Genomic DNA, 16981 nt, shown 5'->3' with positions numbered 1-16981 from the left:
TGTCTCCCTGTTCCGATAGCGTTTTATACGAAGCCACCTCCTGCTTGTACAGCGGATTCCGGCAAATATCGTCTATTTTTAATGCTTAAGAAGCTGTTAAGAACTCTGTGGTCAACTGGGCCTGTTCCACCCGGACCGACCACTAAAAAAGGGGTACACCATGAAAAAGCACGCTGCTATTCTGACCGTCGTTATGCTGGCTTCCGCGCCGGTTTTTGCTGCACAGCAGGGCGGATTTGTTGATCCCAGTGCGCCCGCCGCACAGACGAAGGCTGCCGCTGGCCAGGGCGGTTTTCGTGCCGACCAGACCAGTGTGGTGACGGTGAAGCAGGCGGAAGAGATGAAAGATGACAGCTGGATCACCGTGCGCGGCAAGCTGGAGAAACAGATCGGCGATGAAGATTATCTGTTCCGCGACCAGACCGGCACGATGAAAGTCGAAATCGACCACAAGCACTGGAACGGCCAGACCATCTCACCGAAAGACAATGTTGAGTTGACGGGTGAGCTGGATAAAGATTTCAACAGCATTGAGATGGACGTCAAACAGGTTAAGAAACTGCCTTAATCTTTTTTTCAGGCCCGCGCCTCTCCTGGCGCGGGACGCTTTCCTCCTCTGTCCATCTCCTCTCTGTTTTGTGCTGAACCCTTGCTGCCCGTTTTTTCCGGCGTTAAGTTTGCCAGCCGCCTGAGACTGCCTTCACGATCCTTTTTTCAGCCCCTCTCCTGCCCTAATTCAAATTCTCGCCCGCGTAAGCGAAACGTTTCGATAGCGATCACAGATTTCTTCTTTGCCGGTTGAGTTGATGGCGGCATTTCATACACTCCTGTCAGCGAAACGTTTCGCTGTGGAGTGAAAAGATGAAAAAAGGTCGCCTGTTAAACGCTGAACTCTCTCATGTGATTGCCCGCCTGGGACACACGGATACGCTGACGATTGCGGATGCTGGCCTGCCGATTCCGGCCGGTCCGCAGCGTATTGATCTGGCGCTCACGCCGGGTACGCCCGATTTTATGCAGGTGGTGAATGCGGTTGCCCTGGAGATGCAGGTAGAAAGCGCCCTGATGGCGGAGGAGATTCAGCAGCACAATCCGCCTCTTCACCGTGCGCTGATTGCCGCACTCGAAGCCCTGCAGCAGCAGCAGGGGAACGTCATCACCATCCGCTACCTCTCGCATGAACAGTTCAAACAACACACGCAGCGTAGCCAGGCGGTCATTCGCAGCGGGGAGTGCTCTCCGTTTGCCAATGTCATCCTCAGCGCCGGTGTGACCTTCTGAGGCCGCTATGCAACCTTTACTGCAACTCGACGGCATTGAAAAATCCTTTCCGGGGGTGAAAGCCCTTAAGGGTGCCTCGCTGAATGTCCGCGCAGGTCGCGTGATGGCGCTGGTCGGAGAGAACGGCGCAGGCAAGTCCACCATGATGAAAGTCCTGACCGGGATCTACCAGTATGATGCCGGTACGCTGCGCTGGCTCGGCAAAGAGACCCGCTTCAGTGGGCCGAAAGCGTCGCAGGAAGCGGGCATTGGCATCATCCATCAGGAACTGAACCTGATCCCGCAGTTAACCGTGGCGGAGAACATTTTTCTTGGTCGCGAATATGTCAGCCGGTTTGGCCGCATTCAGTGGCAACGCATGTATGCCGAAGCCGACGCGCTGCTCAAACGCCTCAATCTGCGCTTCAGCAGCCACAAGCTGGTGGGCGAGCTGTCGATTGGCGATCAGCAAATGGTCGAAATCGCCAAAGTGCTGAGCTTTGAATCGCAGGTGATCATCATGGATGAGCCGACCGACGCGCTGACCGACACCGAAACGCTGTCGCTGTTCCGGGTGATCAATGAGCTGAAAGCGCAGGGCTGCGGCATCGTCTACATCTCGCATCGCATGAAAGAGATCTTTGAGATCTGCGATGACGTCACGGTGTTCCGCGACGGGCAGTTTATTGCGGAGCGTCCGGTCAGCGCGCTGACCGAAGAGAGCCTGATCGAGATGATGGTCGGGCGCAAACTGGAAGATCAATATCCCCGTCTGGATCAGGCGCCCGGCGACGTGCGGCTGAAAGTGGAAAACGTCAGCGGACCGGGCGTGGATAAGGTCAGCTTCAGCCTGCGCAAAGGCGAAATTTTGGGTATCTCCGGCCTGATGGGCGCGGGCCGTACCGAACTGATGAAGGTGCTTTACGGCGCGCTGCCGCGCCACGAAGGCAAACTGTGGCTCAGCGGCCGCGAAGTGGTAACGCGTTCGCCACAGGATGGGCTGGCTAACGGCATCGTCTATATCTCCGAGGATCGTAAGCGCGACGGCCTGGTGCTGGGCATGTCGGTAAAAGAGAACATGTCGCTGACGGCGTTACGTTATTTCAGTCGCGGCAGCGGGTCACTGAAGCACGCGGCAGAGCAGCTGGCGGTCGGCGATTTTATCCGGCTGTTCAATGTGAAAACGCCCTCAATGGAGCAGCCGATTGGCCTGCTTTCCGGGGGTAACCAGCAGAAAGTGGCGATTGCCCGCGGACTGATGACCCGGCCCAACGTACTGATTCTGGACGAACCGACCCGCGGTGTGGATGTCGGCGCGAAGAAAGAGATCTATCAACTGATTAACCAGTTCAAGGCCGAAGGGCTGAGCATCATCCTCGTTTCCTCGGAAATGCCGGAAGTGCTGGGCATGAGCGACCGGATTCTGGTGATGCATGAAGGCCGTATCAGCGGCGAATTTTCCCGGGAAGACGCCACTCAGGAACGTCTGATGGCCGCCGCCGTAGGCAAGCAACACAGCGAGGATTTAGTGGTATGACAACCCAAACGTTACCTGCCAGCCGCCGCTGGTTTAGCAAAAGCTGGTTACTGGAGCAGAAGTCGCTGATTGCGCTGATGGTGCTGATCGCCGTGGTCGCCAGTCAGAGTCCGAACTTCTTTACCGTCGCGAACCTGTTCAACATTCTGCAGCAGACCTCGGTGAATGCCATTATGGCGGTCGGGATGACGCTGGTGATCCTGACTTCCGGTATCGACCTCTCTGTGGGATCGCTGCTGGCACTGACAGGTGCGGTAGGCGCGTCGCTGGTGGGTATGGAGGTCAATGCCCTGGTGGCGGTGGCTGCCTCGCTGGCGCTGGGGGCGGCAATCGGTGCCCTGACCGGCACCATCGTGGCGCGCGGCAGGGTACAGGCGTTTATTGCCACGCTGGTCATGATGCTGCTGTTACGCGGCGTTACCATGGTCTATACCGACGGCAGCCCGATTAACACCGGATTCAGCGCCAATGCCGATTTGCTGGGCTGGTTTGGTATTGGTCGCCCGCTGGGTGTGCCTGCACCGGTCTGGCTGATGGCGCTGGTCTTTATCGCCGCCTGGTACATGCTGCAGCATACCCGCCTGGGCCGTTATATCTATGCGCTGGGCGGTAACGAAGCGGCTACCCGTCTCTCCGGCATCAATGTAAATCGCGTCAAAATCATCGTCTATTCACTGAGTGGCATGCTGGCGGCGCTGGCGGGCACGATTGAAGTGGCCCGTCTCTCTTCGGCACAACCTACTGCGGGCACCGGCTATGAGCTGGATGCGATTGCCGCGGTGGTGCTGGGTGGCACCAGTCTGGCGGGCGGTAAAGGGCGTATTTTCGGCACGCTGATCGGTGCGCTGATCCTCGGCTTCCTGAACAACGGCCTGAACCTGATGGGCGTCTCTTCTTACTACCAGATGATCGTTAAAGCGGTAGTCATCCTGCTGGCGGTGCTGGTGGATAATAAAAGCAGTAAATAACTCTGACCTTACACAGGATAATAAGATGAAAAAGTTAACCGCACTGGCCATCATCCTTGGCGCAACTCTCAGTACCAGCGCCATGGCAAAAGAGACCATCGCTCTGGTGGTTTCGACCCTGAATAACCCCTTCTTTGTTTCGCTGAAAGAGGGTGCGCAGAAAGAAGCCGATAAGCTGGGCTACAACCTGGTGGTGCTGGATTCACAAAACAATCCGGCGAAAGAGCTGGCAAACGTGCAGGATCTGACGGTGCGCGGCACTAAACTGCTGCTGATCAACCCTACCGACTCGGATGCTGTAGGCAATGCCGTGAAGATGGCTAATCAGGCGAACATCCCGGTCATCACACTGGATCGCGTCGCGTCACAGGGCAAAGTTGTCAGCCATGTCGCCTCCGATAACCGGTTCGGCGGTAAAATGGCCGGTGACTTCATCGCCAAAAAAGTCGGTGAAAACGCGAAAATTATTGAGCTGCAGGGCATTGCCGGGACCTCCGCGGCCCGTGAACGTGGCGAAGGTTTCAAACAGGCTGCCGATGCGCATAAGTTCCAGATCCTCGCCAGCCAGCCCGCTGACTTTGACCGCACCAAAGGGCTGAACGTTATGCAGAACCTGCTGCAGGCCCACCCGGATGTGCAGGCCGTCTTCGCGCAGAACGATGAAATGGCTCTGGGTGCTCTGCGCGCGCTGCAGACCGCCGGTAAAACCGGTGTGATCGTGGTCGGTTTTGACGGCACGGCGGATGGCGTGAAAGCGGTAGAAAGTGGCAAACTGTCCGCGACCGTGGCACAGATGCCGGACAAAATTGGCATGATCGGCGTGGATACCGCTGATAAAGTGCTGAAGGGTGAAAAAGTGCAGGCGATCAATCCGGTCGACCTGAAGCTGGTCACTCAATAACTCAAAGAAAAGCAGGGCACCGCGCCACCCTTCCGGTGGCGCACTTATTCCGGACTCCCCTAATGAGCAAAAACGCAAAACTGGCCGTTCTTGGCAGCATTAACGCTGACCACATCCTTAATCTGGCGCACTTTCCTCGTCCCGGTGAAACGGTGATCGGGCAGAATTATCAGATTGCGTTTGGCGGTAAAGGTGCGAATCAGGCGGTTGCCGCCGGTCGCGCAGGAGCCGATATCGCCTTTATCGCCTGTGTGGGCGCTGACGACATGGGTGAACGGATTCGTCAGCAGCTGGCGCAGGACAATATTGATACCACCCCGGTTGAAGTGGTTGCGGGTGAGTCCACCGGCGTGGCGATGATTTTCGTTAACGGTGACGGCGAAAACAGTATCGGTATCTACGCCGGTGCCAACGCGGCGTTAACGCCTGCCTGTGTGGCGCGTCATCAGCCGGTCATCGCTGCAGCCGATGCGCTTCTTATGCAGCTGGAGTCACCGCTGGAGAGCGTTCTGGCCGCGGCCACGTTTGCCCGACAGCATCAGACTCAGGTGATTCTCAATCCGGCCCCGGCCACCCCGCTCTCTGACGACCTGCTGGCGCTGGTCGACATTATTACGCCGAATGAGACTGAAGCGGAGAGCCTGACCGGCATCGCCGTCAACAGCGATGAAGATGCTGCCCGCGCCGCGGCAGTGTTACATGCAAAGGGCATCGGCACGGTGTTGATTACGCTGGGGCGCCGCGGCGTCTGGCTGAGCGAACAGGGTGAGGGCCAGCGCATTGCAGGCTTCAGCGTGAAGGCGATCGATACTATCGCGGCGGGCGATACCTTTAATGGTGCGTTTATTACCGCACGACTGGAGCAGAAGCCGATCTATGAGGCCGTACGATTTGCCCACGCCGCCGCCGCGATTGCCGTGACCCGCTCGGGTGCGCAGCCCTCCGTGCCGTGGCGCGCGGAGATCGATGAATTTTTGCAGCAGCAGGGCTAAGCGCTTGAGTACCATGAAAGATGTCGCTCGCCTGGCGGGCGTCTCTACCTCCACCGTCTCGCACGTCATCAACAACAATCGCTTTGTCAGTGAAGGCGTGCGGGAAAAAGTCGAGCAGGCGATACGTCATCTGAATTACGCCCCCTCGGCACTGGCGCGCAGTCTGAAGATCAACCAGACCCACACGATAGGCATGCTGCTGACCACCAGTAGTAACCCGTTCTATGCGGAGGTGGTGCGGGGCGTCGAAGAGAGCTGCTATCAGCGTGGCTACAGCCTGATCCTCTGTAACACCGCCGGGGATGAGGAGCGGATGAACCGCAGCCTTGAGACGCTGATGCAAAAGCGCGTCGATGGCTTACTGATTATGTGCACCGAAAGTCACCTCCCTTCCGCAGACATTCTGAATCGCTATCCCTCTATCCCGGCCGTCATGATGGACTGGGCGCCATTTGAAGGGCGTGGTGACATTATTCAGGATAACGCCCTGCTGGGAGGCGAACTGGCAACTCAGCATCTTATCGACAGCGGCTATACCCGCATCGCCTGCATCGCCGGCCCGCAGGATAAGACCCCGGCCCGCATGCGTCTGCAGGGGTATCGCAACGCCATGACAAAAAGCGGCCTTGAGATTCTGCCGGGCTACGTGGTGAGCGGTGACTTTGAATTTCAGGGCGGTTACAACGGGATGGTTGAGCTGCTGGCACTGGACACGCCACCGGATGCGGTGTTCACCAGCAACGACGCCATGGCGGTCGGCGTTTACCATGCGCTCTATCAGGCGGGACTGCAGGTTCCACAGCAGATGGCGGTCATGGGCTATGACGATATCGAACTGGCGCGTTATCTTTCTCCGCCACTGAGTACCGTTCATCAGCCAAAAGATGCCCTGGGCGAACTGGCGATAGACACCTTAATCCATCGTCTCAGCGATCCCGACGCCAGCCAGCAGACGCTGGTGCTGACGCCGGAACTCGTGGTGCGTGGGTCGGCTTAAGACTTTTTCTTCCTGTCGCGATTGGTGATCAGATTACGTCCATCCCCGTTTTTCAGCAGCATAAAGGTCAGCCCGGAGAAGACGGTTATCACGCCCATGGTCAGAAACGTGGCGTGAAACTGTGAAATGGTGCTGGTTTCAAACTCCTGATAGAAGCGCAGTACCGCGGCGCTGACGGCCACACCAAAACTGATCGCTAACTGCTGGGTCACGGCCAGCACGCTGTTGCCGCCGCTGGCGTTGTCATCATCCAGATCAGCCAGCGTGATCGTGTTCATGGCCGTGAACTGTGTCGACATGGCCATGCCGAGAATAAACAGCGGCAGTAACAGCACAATAATGCTCTCAGCAGGCGACTGCAGGGAGAAGCTGGCGATCAGAATGCCAATGATGGCGGTAATGCCGACCAGCAGGCGGCGGTATCCCAGCCAGCGCAGCAGTTGGGTCACCGTGGATTTCGCCAGGATAGAGCCAATCGCGGTGGGAGCCATCATGCAGCCTGCGATAATTGCTGAATAGCCAAAACCGACCTGCAACATCAGTGGCATTAAAAAGGGCACGCAGCCCGTGCCGAGACGTGACGCGATGTTACCACCGATGCCGACTGAGAAGGTGCGGGTTTTAAACATCGGCAGGCTGATCAGCGGTGAAGGGTGACGCCGGGCATGCACTATATAGAGAAGCAACAGCACAATCCCGCCCAGTAATATCCCGCCAGCCAGCCAGGCTGAGACAATCCGCTCGCCAAACAGCTCAATACCGATTGAGATCATCACCAGTCCGGCCCCGAATAATAGGAAGCCTGCAAAGTCGAAGCGGCGCTTGGGGGTGGTGAAGTCCGGCATATATTTGCGTGCAAAGACAATACCGAGAATGCCTATTGGAATGTTGATCAGGAAAATCCAGTGCCAGGTGGCGTAGGTGACCAGAACGCCGCCCAGCATCGGTCCCAGTATCGGACCCACTAATCCTGGCATGGTGACAAAGTTGAGCACCGGCAGCAGCTCACTGCGCGGATAGGCACGCAACAGCGCCAGCCGGGCAACCGGCATCATCATGGCGCCGCCGACGCCCTGCACGATGCGTGACATAACCAGCACCGACAGCGTAGGCGAAAGCGCACAGGCCAGTGAGCCCAGGGTAAACAGTGACACGGCAACGATAAACACCTTACGCGTGCCGAAACGATCGGCAAGCCAGCCGCTGACCGGAATCAACATAGCAACAGTCAGGGTGTAGCTGATAACGGCGGATTGCATGGCCAGGGGAGAACGATCGAGGCTGGAGGCGATGGCGGGCAGTGCAGTATTCAGTATGGTGGCGTCGAGTGACTGCATGAAAAAGGCCATGGCAGCTATCCATGGCAAACCGGCCATGCTGCGCGCGGATCTTATCATTGAGTGTCCTTCTGGGGTTATCCTGCGACAAGAAGCAAAATAATAGCACCCGCAATCCGCCACGGCAGGTCTCTTTACAACGTTTAATGGCGGTTTTTGTGCGTTATTCAGGCATGAAACGTCTGTTTTTAACCCGTTCGTTTAAAAAAGATGCGCTCAGCAAATTAATTCAAAGAAACACTTGTCAGCCCGCGGAAACTCCCTATAATGCGCCTCCATCGACACGGCACACCGGCAACGGGAAGCGGGTTGAAGGTTCAGGAGACTGAGCCGCCGGAGAAAAACTTCTGAAAAAGAGGTTGACTCTGAAGGAGGAAAGCGTAATATACGCCACCTCGCGACAGGACGCTAACGCACTGTTCGCACTGCTCTTTAACAATTTATCAGACAATCTGTGTGGGCACTCGCAGGATTGATATCAGCGTCCCCGGACGCACAAAAATATCAAAGCCTCACGAGTGAACACATAATGAAATTCATTATGACGTTTTACAGATGAGCACCGCTGAACTCGTTTCAGCAAATCAAACTTTAAATTGAAGAGTTTGATCATGGCTCAGATTGAACGCTGGCGGCAGGCCTAACACATGCAAGTCGGACGGTAGCACAGAGAGCTTGCTCTTGGGTGACGAGTGGCGGACGGGTGAGTAATGTCTGGGGATCTGCCCGATAGAGGGGGATAACCACTGGAAACGGTGGCTAATACCGCATAACGTCGCAAGACCAAAGAGGGGGACCTTCGGGCCTCTCACTATCGGATGAACCCAGATGGGATTAGCTAGTAGGCGGGGTAATGGCCCACCTAGGCGACGATCCCTAGCTGGTCTGAGAGGATGACCAGCCACACTGGAACTGAGACACGGTCCAGACTCCTACGGGAGGCAGCAGTGGGGAATATTGCACAATGGGCGCAAGCCTGATGCAGCCATGCCGCGTGTATGAAGAAGGCCTTCGGGTTGTAAAGTACTTTCAGCGGGGAGGAAGGCGGTGAGGTTAATAACCTCGCCGATTGACGTTACCCGCAGAAGAAGCACCGGCTAACTCCGTGCCAGCAGCCGCGGTAATACGGAGGGTGCAAGCGTTAATCGGAATTACTGGGCGTAAAGCGCACGCAGGCGGTCTGTTAAGTCAGATGTGAAATCCCCGGGCTTAACCTGGGAACTGCATTTGAAACTGGCAGGCTTGAGTCTCGTAGAGGGGGGTAGAATTCCAGGTGTAGCGGTGAAATGCGTAGAGATCTGGAGGAATACCGGTGGCGAAGGCGGCCCCCTGGACGAAGACTGACGCTCAGGTGCGAAAGCGTGGGGAGCAAACAGGATTAGATACCCTGGTAGTCCACGCCGTAAACGATGTCGACTTGGAGGTTGTTCCCTTGAGGAGTGGCTTCCGGAGCTAACGCGTTAAGTCGACCGCCTGGGGAGTACGGCCGCAAGGTTAAAACTCAAATGAATTGACGGGGGCCCGCACAAGCGGTGGAGCATGTGGTTTAATTCGATGCAACGCGAAGAACCTTACCTACTCTTGACATCCAGAGAACTTTCCAGAGATGGATTGGTGCCTTCGGGAACTCTGAGACAGGTGCTGCATGGCTGTCGTCAGCTCGTGTTGTGAAATGTTGGGTTAAGTCCCGCAACGAGCGCAACCCTTATCCTTTGTTGCCAGCGATTCGGTCGGGAACTCAAAGGAGACTGCCGGTGATAAACCGGAGGAAGGTGGGGATGACGTCAAGTCATCATGGCCCTTACGAGTAGGGCTACACACGTGCTACAATGGCGCATACAAAGAGAAGCGACCTCGCGAGAGCAAGCGGACCTCACAAAGTGCGTCGTAGTCCGGATCGGAGTCTGCAACTCGACTCCGTGAAGTCGGAATCGCTAGTAATCGTGGATCAGAATGCCACGGTGAATACGTTCCCGGGCCTTGTACACACCGCCCGTCACACCATGGGAGTGGGTTGCAAAAGAAGTAGGTAGCTTAACCTTCGGGAGGGCGCTTACCACTTTGTGATTCATGACTGGGGTGAAGTCGTAACAAGGTAACCGTAGGGGAACCTGCGGTTGGATCACCTCCTTACCTGAAGATACCTTCCCGCGCAGTGCTCACACAGATTGTCTGATAAAAAGTAATGAGCAGGACGGCTGCGAAGTCGTGACACTATCGTGTCCCCTTCGTCTAGCGGTTAGGACTCCGCCCTTTCACGGCGGCAACAGGGGTTCGAATCCCCTAGGGGACGCCACCTGCTTGGTGACAGGTGAAAGGTGTCTCCATACAGTATCTCAAAACCGTTTCCGCTGCGCGAGCAGGGAGACGCGTCTGAGATATTTGCTCTTTAACAATCCGGAACAAGCTGAAAATTGAAACGACATGACGCGTTATTCCTCCGTAATAAGGAATAGCAAGGCGACATGTTCGAGTCTCTCAAATGCTTACAGCACGCAGCGTTGAAAAACGCCTGTGGGTTGTGAGGTTAAGCGACTAAGCGTACACGGTGGATGCCCTGGCAGTCAGAGGCGATGAAGGACGTGCTAATCTGCGTAAAGCGACGGTAAGGTGATATGAACCGCTACAGCCGTCGATGTCCGAATGGGGAAACCCGGTGCACTCAGTGCATCATTGCAGCATGAATACATAGTGCTGCAAGGCGAACCGGGGGAACTGAAACATCTAAGTACCCCGAGGAAAAGAAATCAACCGAGATTCCCCCAGTAGCGGCGAGCGAACGGGGAGCAGCCCAGAGCCTGAATCAGCATGTGTGTTAGTGGAAGCGTCTGGAAAGTCGCAGGGTACAGGGTGATACTCCCGTACACAAAAGCACACACGCTGTGAGCTCGATGAGTAAGGCGGGACACGTGGTATCCTGTCTGAATATGGGGGGACCATCCTCCAAGGCTAAATACTCCTGACTGACCGATAGTGAACCAGTACCGTGAGGGAAAGGCGAAAAGAACCCCGGCGAGGGGAGTGAAACAGAACCTGAAACCGTGTACGTACAAGCAGTGGGAGCACCCTTGTGGTGTGACTGCGTACCTTTTGTATAATGGGTCAGCGACTTATATTCTGTAGCAAGGTTAACCGTATAGGGGAGCCGCAGGGAAACCGAGTCTTAACTGGGCGTTAAGTTGCAGGGTATAGACCCGAAACCCGGTGATCTAGCCATGGGCAGGTTGAAGGTTGGGTAACACTAACTGGAGGACCGAACCGACTAATGTTGAAAAATTAGCGGATGACCTGTGGCTGGGGGTGAAAGGCCAATCAAACCGGGAGATAGCTGGTTCTCCCCGAAAGCTATTTAGGTAGCGCCTCGTGAACTCATCTCCGGGGGTAGAGCACTGTTTCGGCTAGGGGGCCATCCCGGCTTACCAACCCGATGCAAACTGCGAATACCGGAGAATGTTATCACGGGAGACACACGGCGGGTGCTAACGTCCGTCGTGAAGAGGGAAACAACCCAGACCGCCAGCTAAGGTCCCAAAGTCATGGTTAAGTGGGAAACGATGTGGGAAGGCACAGACAGCCAGGATGTTGGCTTAGAAGCAGCCATCATTTAAAGAAAGCGTAATAGCTCACTGGTCGAGTCGGCCTGCGCGGAAGATGTAACGGGGCTAAACCATGCACCGAAGCTGCGGCAGCGACACTATGTGTTGTTGGGTAGGGGAGCGTTCTGTAAGCCGTCGAAGGTGTGCTGTGAGGCATGCTGGAGGTATCAGAAGTGCGAATGCTGACATAAGTAACGATAAAGCGGGTGAAAAGCCCGCTCGCCGGAAGACCAAGGGTTCCTGTTCAACGTTAATCGGAGCAGGGTGAGTCGACCCCTAAGGCGAGGCCGAAAGGCGTAGTCGATGGGAAACAGGTTAATATTCCTGTACTCGGTGTTACTGCGAAGGGGGGACGGAGAAGGCTATATCAGCCGGGCGACGGTTGTCCCGGTTTAAGCGTGTAGGCGGAGGGTCCAGGTAAATCCGGACTCTTTTAACGCTGAGGCGTGACGACGAGGCACTACGGTGCTGAAGTGATAAATGCCCTGCTTCCAGGAAAAGCCTCTAAGCATCAGGTAACACAGAATCGTACCCCAAACCGACACAGGTGGTCAGGTAGAGAATACCAAGGCGCTTGAGAGAACTCGGGTGAAGGAACTAGGCAAAATGGTGCCGTAACTTCGGGAGAAGGCACGCTGGCGCGTAGGTGAAGGGACTTGCTCCCGGAGCCGAAGCCAGTCGAAGATACCAGCTGGCTGCAACTGTTTATTAAAAACACAGCACTGTGCAAACACGAAAGTGGACGTATACGGTGTGACGCCTGCCCGGTGCCGGAAGGTTAATTGATGGGGTTATCCGTAAGGAGAAGCTCTTGATCGAAGCCCCGGTAAACGGCGGCCGTAACTATAACGGTCCTAAGGTAGCGAAATTCCTTGTCGGGTAAGTTCCGACCTGCACGAATGGCGTAATGATGGCCAGGCTGTCTCCACCCGAGACTCAGTGAAATTGAACTCGCTGTGAAGATGCAGTGTACCCGCGGCAAGACGGAAAGACCCCGTGAACCTTTACTACAGCTTGACACTGAACATTGAGCCTTGATGTGTAGGATAGGTGGGAGGCTTTGAAGCGCGGACGCCAGTCTGCGTGGAGCCATCCTTGAAATACCACCCTTTAATGTTTGATGTTCTAACGTGGCCCCGTGATCCGGGGTGCGGACAGTGTCTGGTGGGTAGTTTGACTGGGGCGGTCTCCTCCCAAAGAGTAACGGAGGAGCACGAAGGTCAGCTAATCACGGTCGGACATCGTGAGGTTAGTGCAATGGCATAAGCTGGCTTGACTGCGAGAGTGACGGCTCGAGCAGGTGCGAAAGCAGGTCATAGTGATCCGGTGGTTCTGAATGGAAGGGCCATCGCTCAACGGATAAAAGGTACTCCGGGGATAACAGGCTGATACCGCCCAAGAGTTCATATCGACGGCGGTGTTTGGCACCTCGATGTCGGCTCATCACATCCTGGGGCTGAAGTAGGTCCCAAGGGTACGGCTGTTCGCCGTTTAAAGTGGTACGCGAGCTGGGTTTAGAACGTCGTGAGACAGTTCGGTCCCTATCTGCCGTGGGCGCTGGAGAATTGAGGGGGGTTGCTCCTAGTACGAGAGGACCGGAGTGAACGCACCACTGGTGTTCGGGTTGTCATGCCAATGGCACTGCCCGGTAGCTAAGTGCGGAAAAGATAAGTGCTGAAAGCATCTAAGCACGAAACTTGCCCCGAGATGAGTTCTCCCTGACCCCTTGAGGGTCCTGAAGGGACGTTGAAGACGACGACGTTGATAGGCCGGGTGTGTAAGCGCAGCGATGCGTTGAGCTAACCGGTACTAATGACCCGTGAGGCTTAACCTTACAACGCCAGAGGCGTTTTTTGAGAGACACGATTTTCAGTTTGTGACGGATAAAGAATTAGCAGAAGCGAAGAATTTTTCGTTTCGTGCACCAAGATTTGCCTGGCGGCTTTAGCGCGGTGGTCCCACCTGACCCCATGCCGAACTCAGAAGTGAAACGCCGTAGCGCCGATGGTAGTGTGGGGCCTCCCCATGCGAGAGTAGGGAACTGCCAGGCATTATACAAGTGAAGAAGCCCCGCACTGATGTGCGGGGCTTTTTTACGTCTGCAGATCGTGAAAAATCGCAGTGCAATACCATCCTCAGCGGCTTTTCAGCCACTCAGCAATGAAATCTGCAACGCTGCCCGGACAATTTATATCCAGAACCGGTACGTTCAGCGCTAATTTCTGGTCAGTGGCAACCGCTATTGTCCGCGCATCGAGCAGCTCTTCGATCCCACCCTTAACCCCCTCGCGCCATAAAACAATCTTTGGAACAGGTTCATCTTTGAAGCCTTCGACCAGCACCACCTCAAGTAAAGCGTGATCCATGCGGCTGACCAGATAAGACAGATCAATCGACGGCTGATCCGACGTTTCACACATCAGCGCCCAGCGTTCTGAACTGGCGACCATGACCTGACTGGCCCCCGCCTTTCTGAGCAGATAGCTATCTTTACCTGGGGTATCCACATCCATCTGATGATGGGTATGCTTGATCAACCCCGCGCGAATGCCTTTGCCACTGAGAAGCGGAATCACCTGCTGCAACAGCGTGGTTTTACCGGTTCCACTCCAGCCCACAATGGCAAGTAAGGGTAGTGACATATCAGGTTCTCTCTTTCAGATCGTCTGGCGTATTGATGTTGCGGAAGGCGGATTCATCATCATCCAGTGCGACCGCATGACCACCATGATCGCGCAGGAATTGCATGAGGCGCCGCTCTCCGGCCTGCAGATAGTCAAAAAGGGCTTTTGCCATATCACGGTGAATCAGGGCGAGTGTAGGGTGATCGCGCGTCTGCGAGCGAACCCATACTGCGGGTGCTTCTCTGCGTTGATGGATCAGTTTTTCCACAAAGTTAAGAGGAATCGCCGGGGTATCGCAGGAGCAAAAAACCGCCCATTCTCCTTCTATGGCGATTAAGGCACTGTAGATGCCAGCCAGCGGGCCCGGGTAATCGTCAAAAACATCCTCTATAACGCGACACCCGCTTAGCTGATAGCGATCAATATTACGATTCGCATTAATCATGACAATGTCGACTTGTGGCCTGAGCCGCTCAAGAACATGCTGGTAAAGTGGTCTGCCGTCCAGCTGCACCAGCCCTTTATCCAGCCCCCCCATACGGCGGCCCTGACCACCCGCCAGAATGATGCCGGTTAATGCTGTCATGACGGTGCCCTCGCTGATTACGTACCTGGAGAAAACGAAATGAAATGCCATCGCCTGAATGAATTGCTGGAATTGCTGCAACCCGCCTGGCAAAAAGAGCCTGACCTTAATCTGGTCACATTTTTGCAGAAACTGGCTCAGGAATCTGGTTTCCGTGGCCCGTTAAGTGAATTAACTGACGATATATTAATTTACCATCTCAAAATGCGTGACTCAGCCAGCGATGATGCCATTCCGGGGCTGAAAAAAGATTATGAAGTCGATTTTAAAACGGCACTCCTCCGCGCGCGGGGTGTCATTAAACCGGACGAGTAGTGTTATCCTTGGCAGCTACATGCAAGGGCAACCACAGGTAACAGAATGAGCGACGCTGCTTTCAACTTCCAGACACTGAACCCCGACGTGCTGCTTGATGCGCTCTGGGGTACAGGAATCCGCGTCGAATCGGGACTGACAGCCCTGAACAGTTATGAGAACAGGGTCTATCAGTTCAGCGATGATGAAAAACGTCGCTATGTCGCCAAATTCTATCGTCCACAGCGCTGGCGTGCCGAACAGATTGCGGAAGAGCATCAGTATGCCCTTGATCTGCTGGCTGACGAGGTCCCTGTTGCGGCACCGCTGCGGCTTCAGGGCGAGACGTTGCACAGCCATGCGGGCTTTTTCTTTGCGCTCTTTCCCAGTCTGGGCGGGCGGCAATATGAGACCGACAACGAAGATCAGATGGAGTGGGTAGGTCGTTTTCTGGGGCGTCTTCATCAGACCGGTCGCAAAGCGCTGTTCAGTCACCGGCCAGTCATGGGACTGGATGAGTATCTGCACGAACCGCGTCAGGTGCTGGAGCAGGCTCAGCTGGTTCCTGATTCACTGAAAGCCATGCTGCTACAGGCGGTTGATAAGCTGGGAGAGGCGCTGCAGCAGCACTGGCATACCGGATGGCAGCCGCTACGATTACATGGTGACTGCCATCCGGGAAATATTCTGTGGCGCGATGGACCGCTGTTTGTCGATCTCGATGACGCCCGTAATGGTCCGGCGGTGCAGGATCTCTGGATGCTGATCAGCGGCGATCGACAGGAACAGCGTATTCAGTGGGATATCCTGCTGGAGGCTTACGGTGAATTCAGCGATTTTGATATTAATGAATTGTCACTGATTGAACCTTTACGCGCGATGCGCATGGTTTATTATCTGGCCTGGGTCGTCAGACGCTGGCAGGATCCCGCTTTTCCGCGTGCGTTTCCCTGGATGACAGATGAAGATTTCTGGCGCAGGCAAATTTCGCTATTCACCGAGCAGGAGAAGCTGTTGCAGGAACCTCCTCTGCAGCTGACACCGCAATATTAATGACGTAGTCAGGAGAGTGTTTCACGATGAAAAAGATTTGGTTTGCACTGATGGGTTTAGTGCTGGCATTCAGCGCGTCTGCTGCCCAGTTCACTGAAGGTAAACAATATGTCAGTCTGCAGAAACCCGTGGCCGGCGAACCTCAGGTGATGGAGTTCTTCTCGTTTTTCTGCCCGCACTGCTATCAGTTTGAACGCATTTATCACGTTAATGACGCGGTTAAAAAGAACCTGCCTGCTGACACCAAACTGGTGAAATATCACGTCGATTTCCTCGGCGGTGATCTCGGGCCGGTCGTGACTCAGGCCTGGGCGGTAGCGATGGCGCTGGGTGTGGAAGACAAGGTTACGGCACCGATCTTCGACGGCATTCAGAAAACGCAGACCATTACCGATCCTGCCAGTCTGAAAGAGGCCTTTATTCAGGCGGCCGGGATCTCCTCTTCTGATTACGATGCGGCCTGGAACAGCTTCGCAGTTAAAGCCTTAGTTGCCCAGCAGCAGAAAGCGGCGGCTGATGTCGATCTGCGTGGTGTGCCTGCGATGTTCGTTAATGGCAAATACATGGTGAACAATGGCGGGCTGGATACCAGCTCTATGGATAATTTCGTTGCAGACTATGCCAACGTCGTTAAATTCCTGGTAAGCCAGAAGTAATCAGCCTTCTGCACCCGTGAAACGCCAGCGCCTGCTGGCGTTTTTTTTATGCTTCTTAATTGCGCGACGGTTTTGTCCATCTCCAGGGCATAAATTTAATATCCACACAAGGGATCACGCTATTGAAAATGGCGATCACGTCACGGTAATTGATAAAGCACATGAAAAATAAGCATTTTA

The 16981-nt window shown here is 55.2% G+C and carries 13 protein-coding genes, 1 tRNA gene and 3 rRNA genes; 14 read left to right on the top strand and 3 right to left on the bottom strand.

Annotation, left to right across the window (positions count from 1 at the left end):
- Positions 1-160: 160 nt before the first annotated feature.
- From AC6I7A_RS19415 to rbsR, 7 genes are all read left to right on the top strand, one after another.
- The gene (locus AC6I7A_RS19415) at positions 161-568 is read left to right on the top strand and encodes a YgiW/YdeI family stress tolerance OB fold protein (RefSeq protein WP_009088181.1); all 408 of its coding nucleotides are present in this window, start codon (positions 161-163) and stop codon (positions 566-568) included.
- Positions 569-861: 293 nt separating this feature from the next.
- Entirely contained in the window at positions 862-1281 is a 420-nt protein-coding gene (gene rbsD / locus AC6I7A_RS19410) for a D-ribose pyranase (protein WP_058957197.1), read from the top strand.
- A gap of 7 nt (positions 1282-1288) precedes the next feature.
- Positions 1289-2797 (top strand): ribose ABC transporter ATP-binding protein RbsA, encoded by a 1509-nt coding sequence (gene rbsA / locus AC6I7A_RS19405; protein WP_058957198.1) that lies wholly within the window; start codon positions 1289-1291, stop codon positions 2795-2797.
- Entirely contained in the window at positions 2794-3765 is a 972-nt protein-coding gene (gene rbsC, locus AC6I7A_RS19400) for a ribose ABC transporter permease (protein ID WP_009088178.1), read from the top strand. The genes rbsA and rbsC overlap by 4 nt, the downstream gene beginning before the upstream one ends.
- Positions 3766-3790: 25 nt before the next feature.
- Positions 3791-4666 carry a ribose ABC transporter substrate-binding protein RbsB gene (rbsB, locus tag AC6I7A_RS19395; RefSeq protein WP_009088177.1) on the top strand — a complete coding sequence of 292 codons (876 nt, stop codon included), beginning with the start codon at positions 3791-3793 and terminating at the stop codon, positions 4664-4666.
- 62 nt (positions 4667-4728) lie between these two features.
- Positions 4729-5658, top strand: a complete 930-nt coding sequence (gene rbsK, locus AC6I7A_RS19390; protein ID WP_058957199.1) for a ribokinase — start codon at positions 4729-4731, stop codon at positions 5656-5658.
- A 4-nt stretch (positions 5659-5662) separates the two neighbouring features.
- The gene (gene rbsR / locus AC6I7A_RS19385) at positions 5663-6655 is read left to right on the top strand and encodes a ribose operon transcriptional repressor RbsR (protein WP_009088175.1); all 993 of its coding nucleotides are present in this window, start codon (positions 5663-5665) and stop codon (positions 6653-6655) included.
- On the opposite strand, the gene mdtD is transcribed toward rbsR, so the two are convergent.
- Positions 6652-8052 carry a multidrug transporter subunit MdtD gene (gene mdtD, locus AC6I7A_RS19380; RefSeq protein WP_058957200.1) on the bottom strand — a complete coding sequence of 467 codons (1401 nt, stop codon included), beginning with the start codon at positions 8050-8052 and terminating at the stop codon, positions 6652-6654. The two genes, rbsR and mdtD, sit on opposite strands and share 4 nt — an antisense overlap.
- Positions 8053-8585: 533 nt before the next feature.
- Here mdtD and AC6I7A_RS19375 point away from each other — a divergent pair.
- From AC6I7A_RS19375 to rrf, 4 genes are all read left to right on the top strand, one after another.
- Positions 8586-10125: ribosomal RNA gene (locus AC6I7A_RS19375) — 16S ribosomal RNA — on the top strand.
- A gap of 88 nt (positions 10126-10213) precedes the next feature.
- Positions 10214-10288, top strand: a tRNA-Glu gene (locus AC6I7A_RS19370).
- Between the two features lie 229 nt (positions 10289-10517).
- Positions 10518-13422: ribosomal RNA gene (locus AC6I7A_RS19365) — 23S ribosomal RNA — on the top strand.
- A gap of 100 nt (positions 13423-13522) precedes the next feature.
- Positions 13523-13638: ribosomal RNA gene (gene rrf, locus AC6I7A_RS19360) — 5S ribosomal RNA — on the top strand.
- Together the 16S, 23S and 5S rRNA genes with 1 tRNA gene alongside form the textbook arrangement of a ribosomal RNA operon.
- 85 nt (positions 13639-13723) lie before the next feature.
- On the opposite strand, the gene mobB is transcribed toward rrf, so the two are convergent.
- Both mobB and mobA read right to left on the bottom strand, forming a co-directional pair.
- A complete protein-coding gene (gene mobB, locus AC6I7A_RS19355) occupies positions 13724-14230 on the bottom strand; it encodes a molybdopterin-guanine dinucleotide biosynthesis protein MobB (RefSeq protein ID WP_058957392.1) in 507 nt (168 codons plus the stop codon).
- A 1-nt stretch (position 14231) separates the two neighbouring features.
- The gene (mobA, locus tag AC6I7A_RS19350; RefSeq protein WP_058957391.1) at positions 14232-14798 is read right to left on the bottom strand and encodes a molybdenum cofactor guanylyltransferase MobA; all 567 of its coding nucleotides are present in this window, start codon (positions 14796-14798) and stop codon (positions 14232-14234) included.
- A 39-nt stretch (positions 14799-14837) separates the two neighbouring features.
- On the opposite strand from mobA, the gene AC6I7A_RS19345 reads away from it, so the two are divergent.
- From AC6I7A_RS19345 to dsbA, 3 genes are read left to right on the top strand one after another with little or no spacing between them, the layout of a single operon-like run.
- Positions 14838-15113, top strand: coding sequence for a YihD family protein (locus tag AC6I7A_RS19345; RefSeq protein ID WP_046100879.1), 276 nt, complete (start codon positions 14838-14840; stop codon positions 15111-15113).
- A gap of 45 nt (positions 15114-15158) precedes the next feature.
- Positions 15159-16145 (top strand): serine/threonine protein kinase, encoded by a 987-nt coding sequence (locus AC6I7A_RS19340; protein ID WP_009088169.1) that lies wholly within the window; start codon positions 15159-15161, stop codon positions 16143-16145.
- Between the two features lie 26 nt (positions 16146-16171).
- Positions 16172-16801, top strand: coding sequence for a thiol:disulfide interchange protein DsbA (gene dsbA / locus AC6I7A_RS19335; RefSeq protein WP_009088168.1), 630 nt, complete (start codon positions 16172-16174; stop codon positions 16799-16801).
- The last annotated feature ends 180 nt before the right edge of the window (positions 16802-16981 follow it).

It is taken from the genome of Type-F symbiont of Plautia stali (genome assembly GCF_059731105.1).
This window is presented reverse-complemented; position numbering and strand designations above follow the sequence as displayed.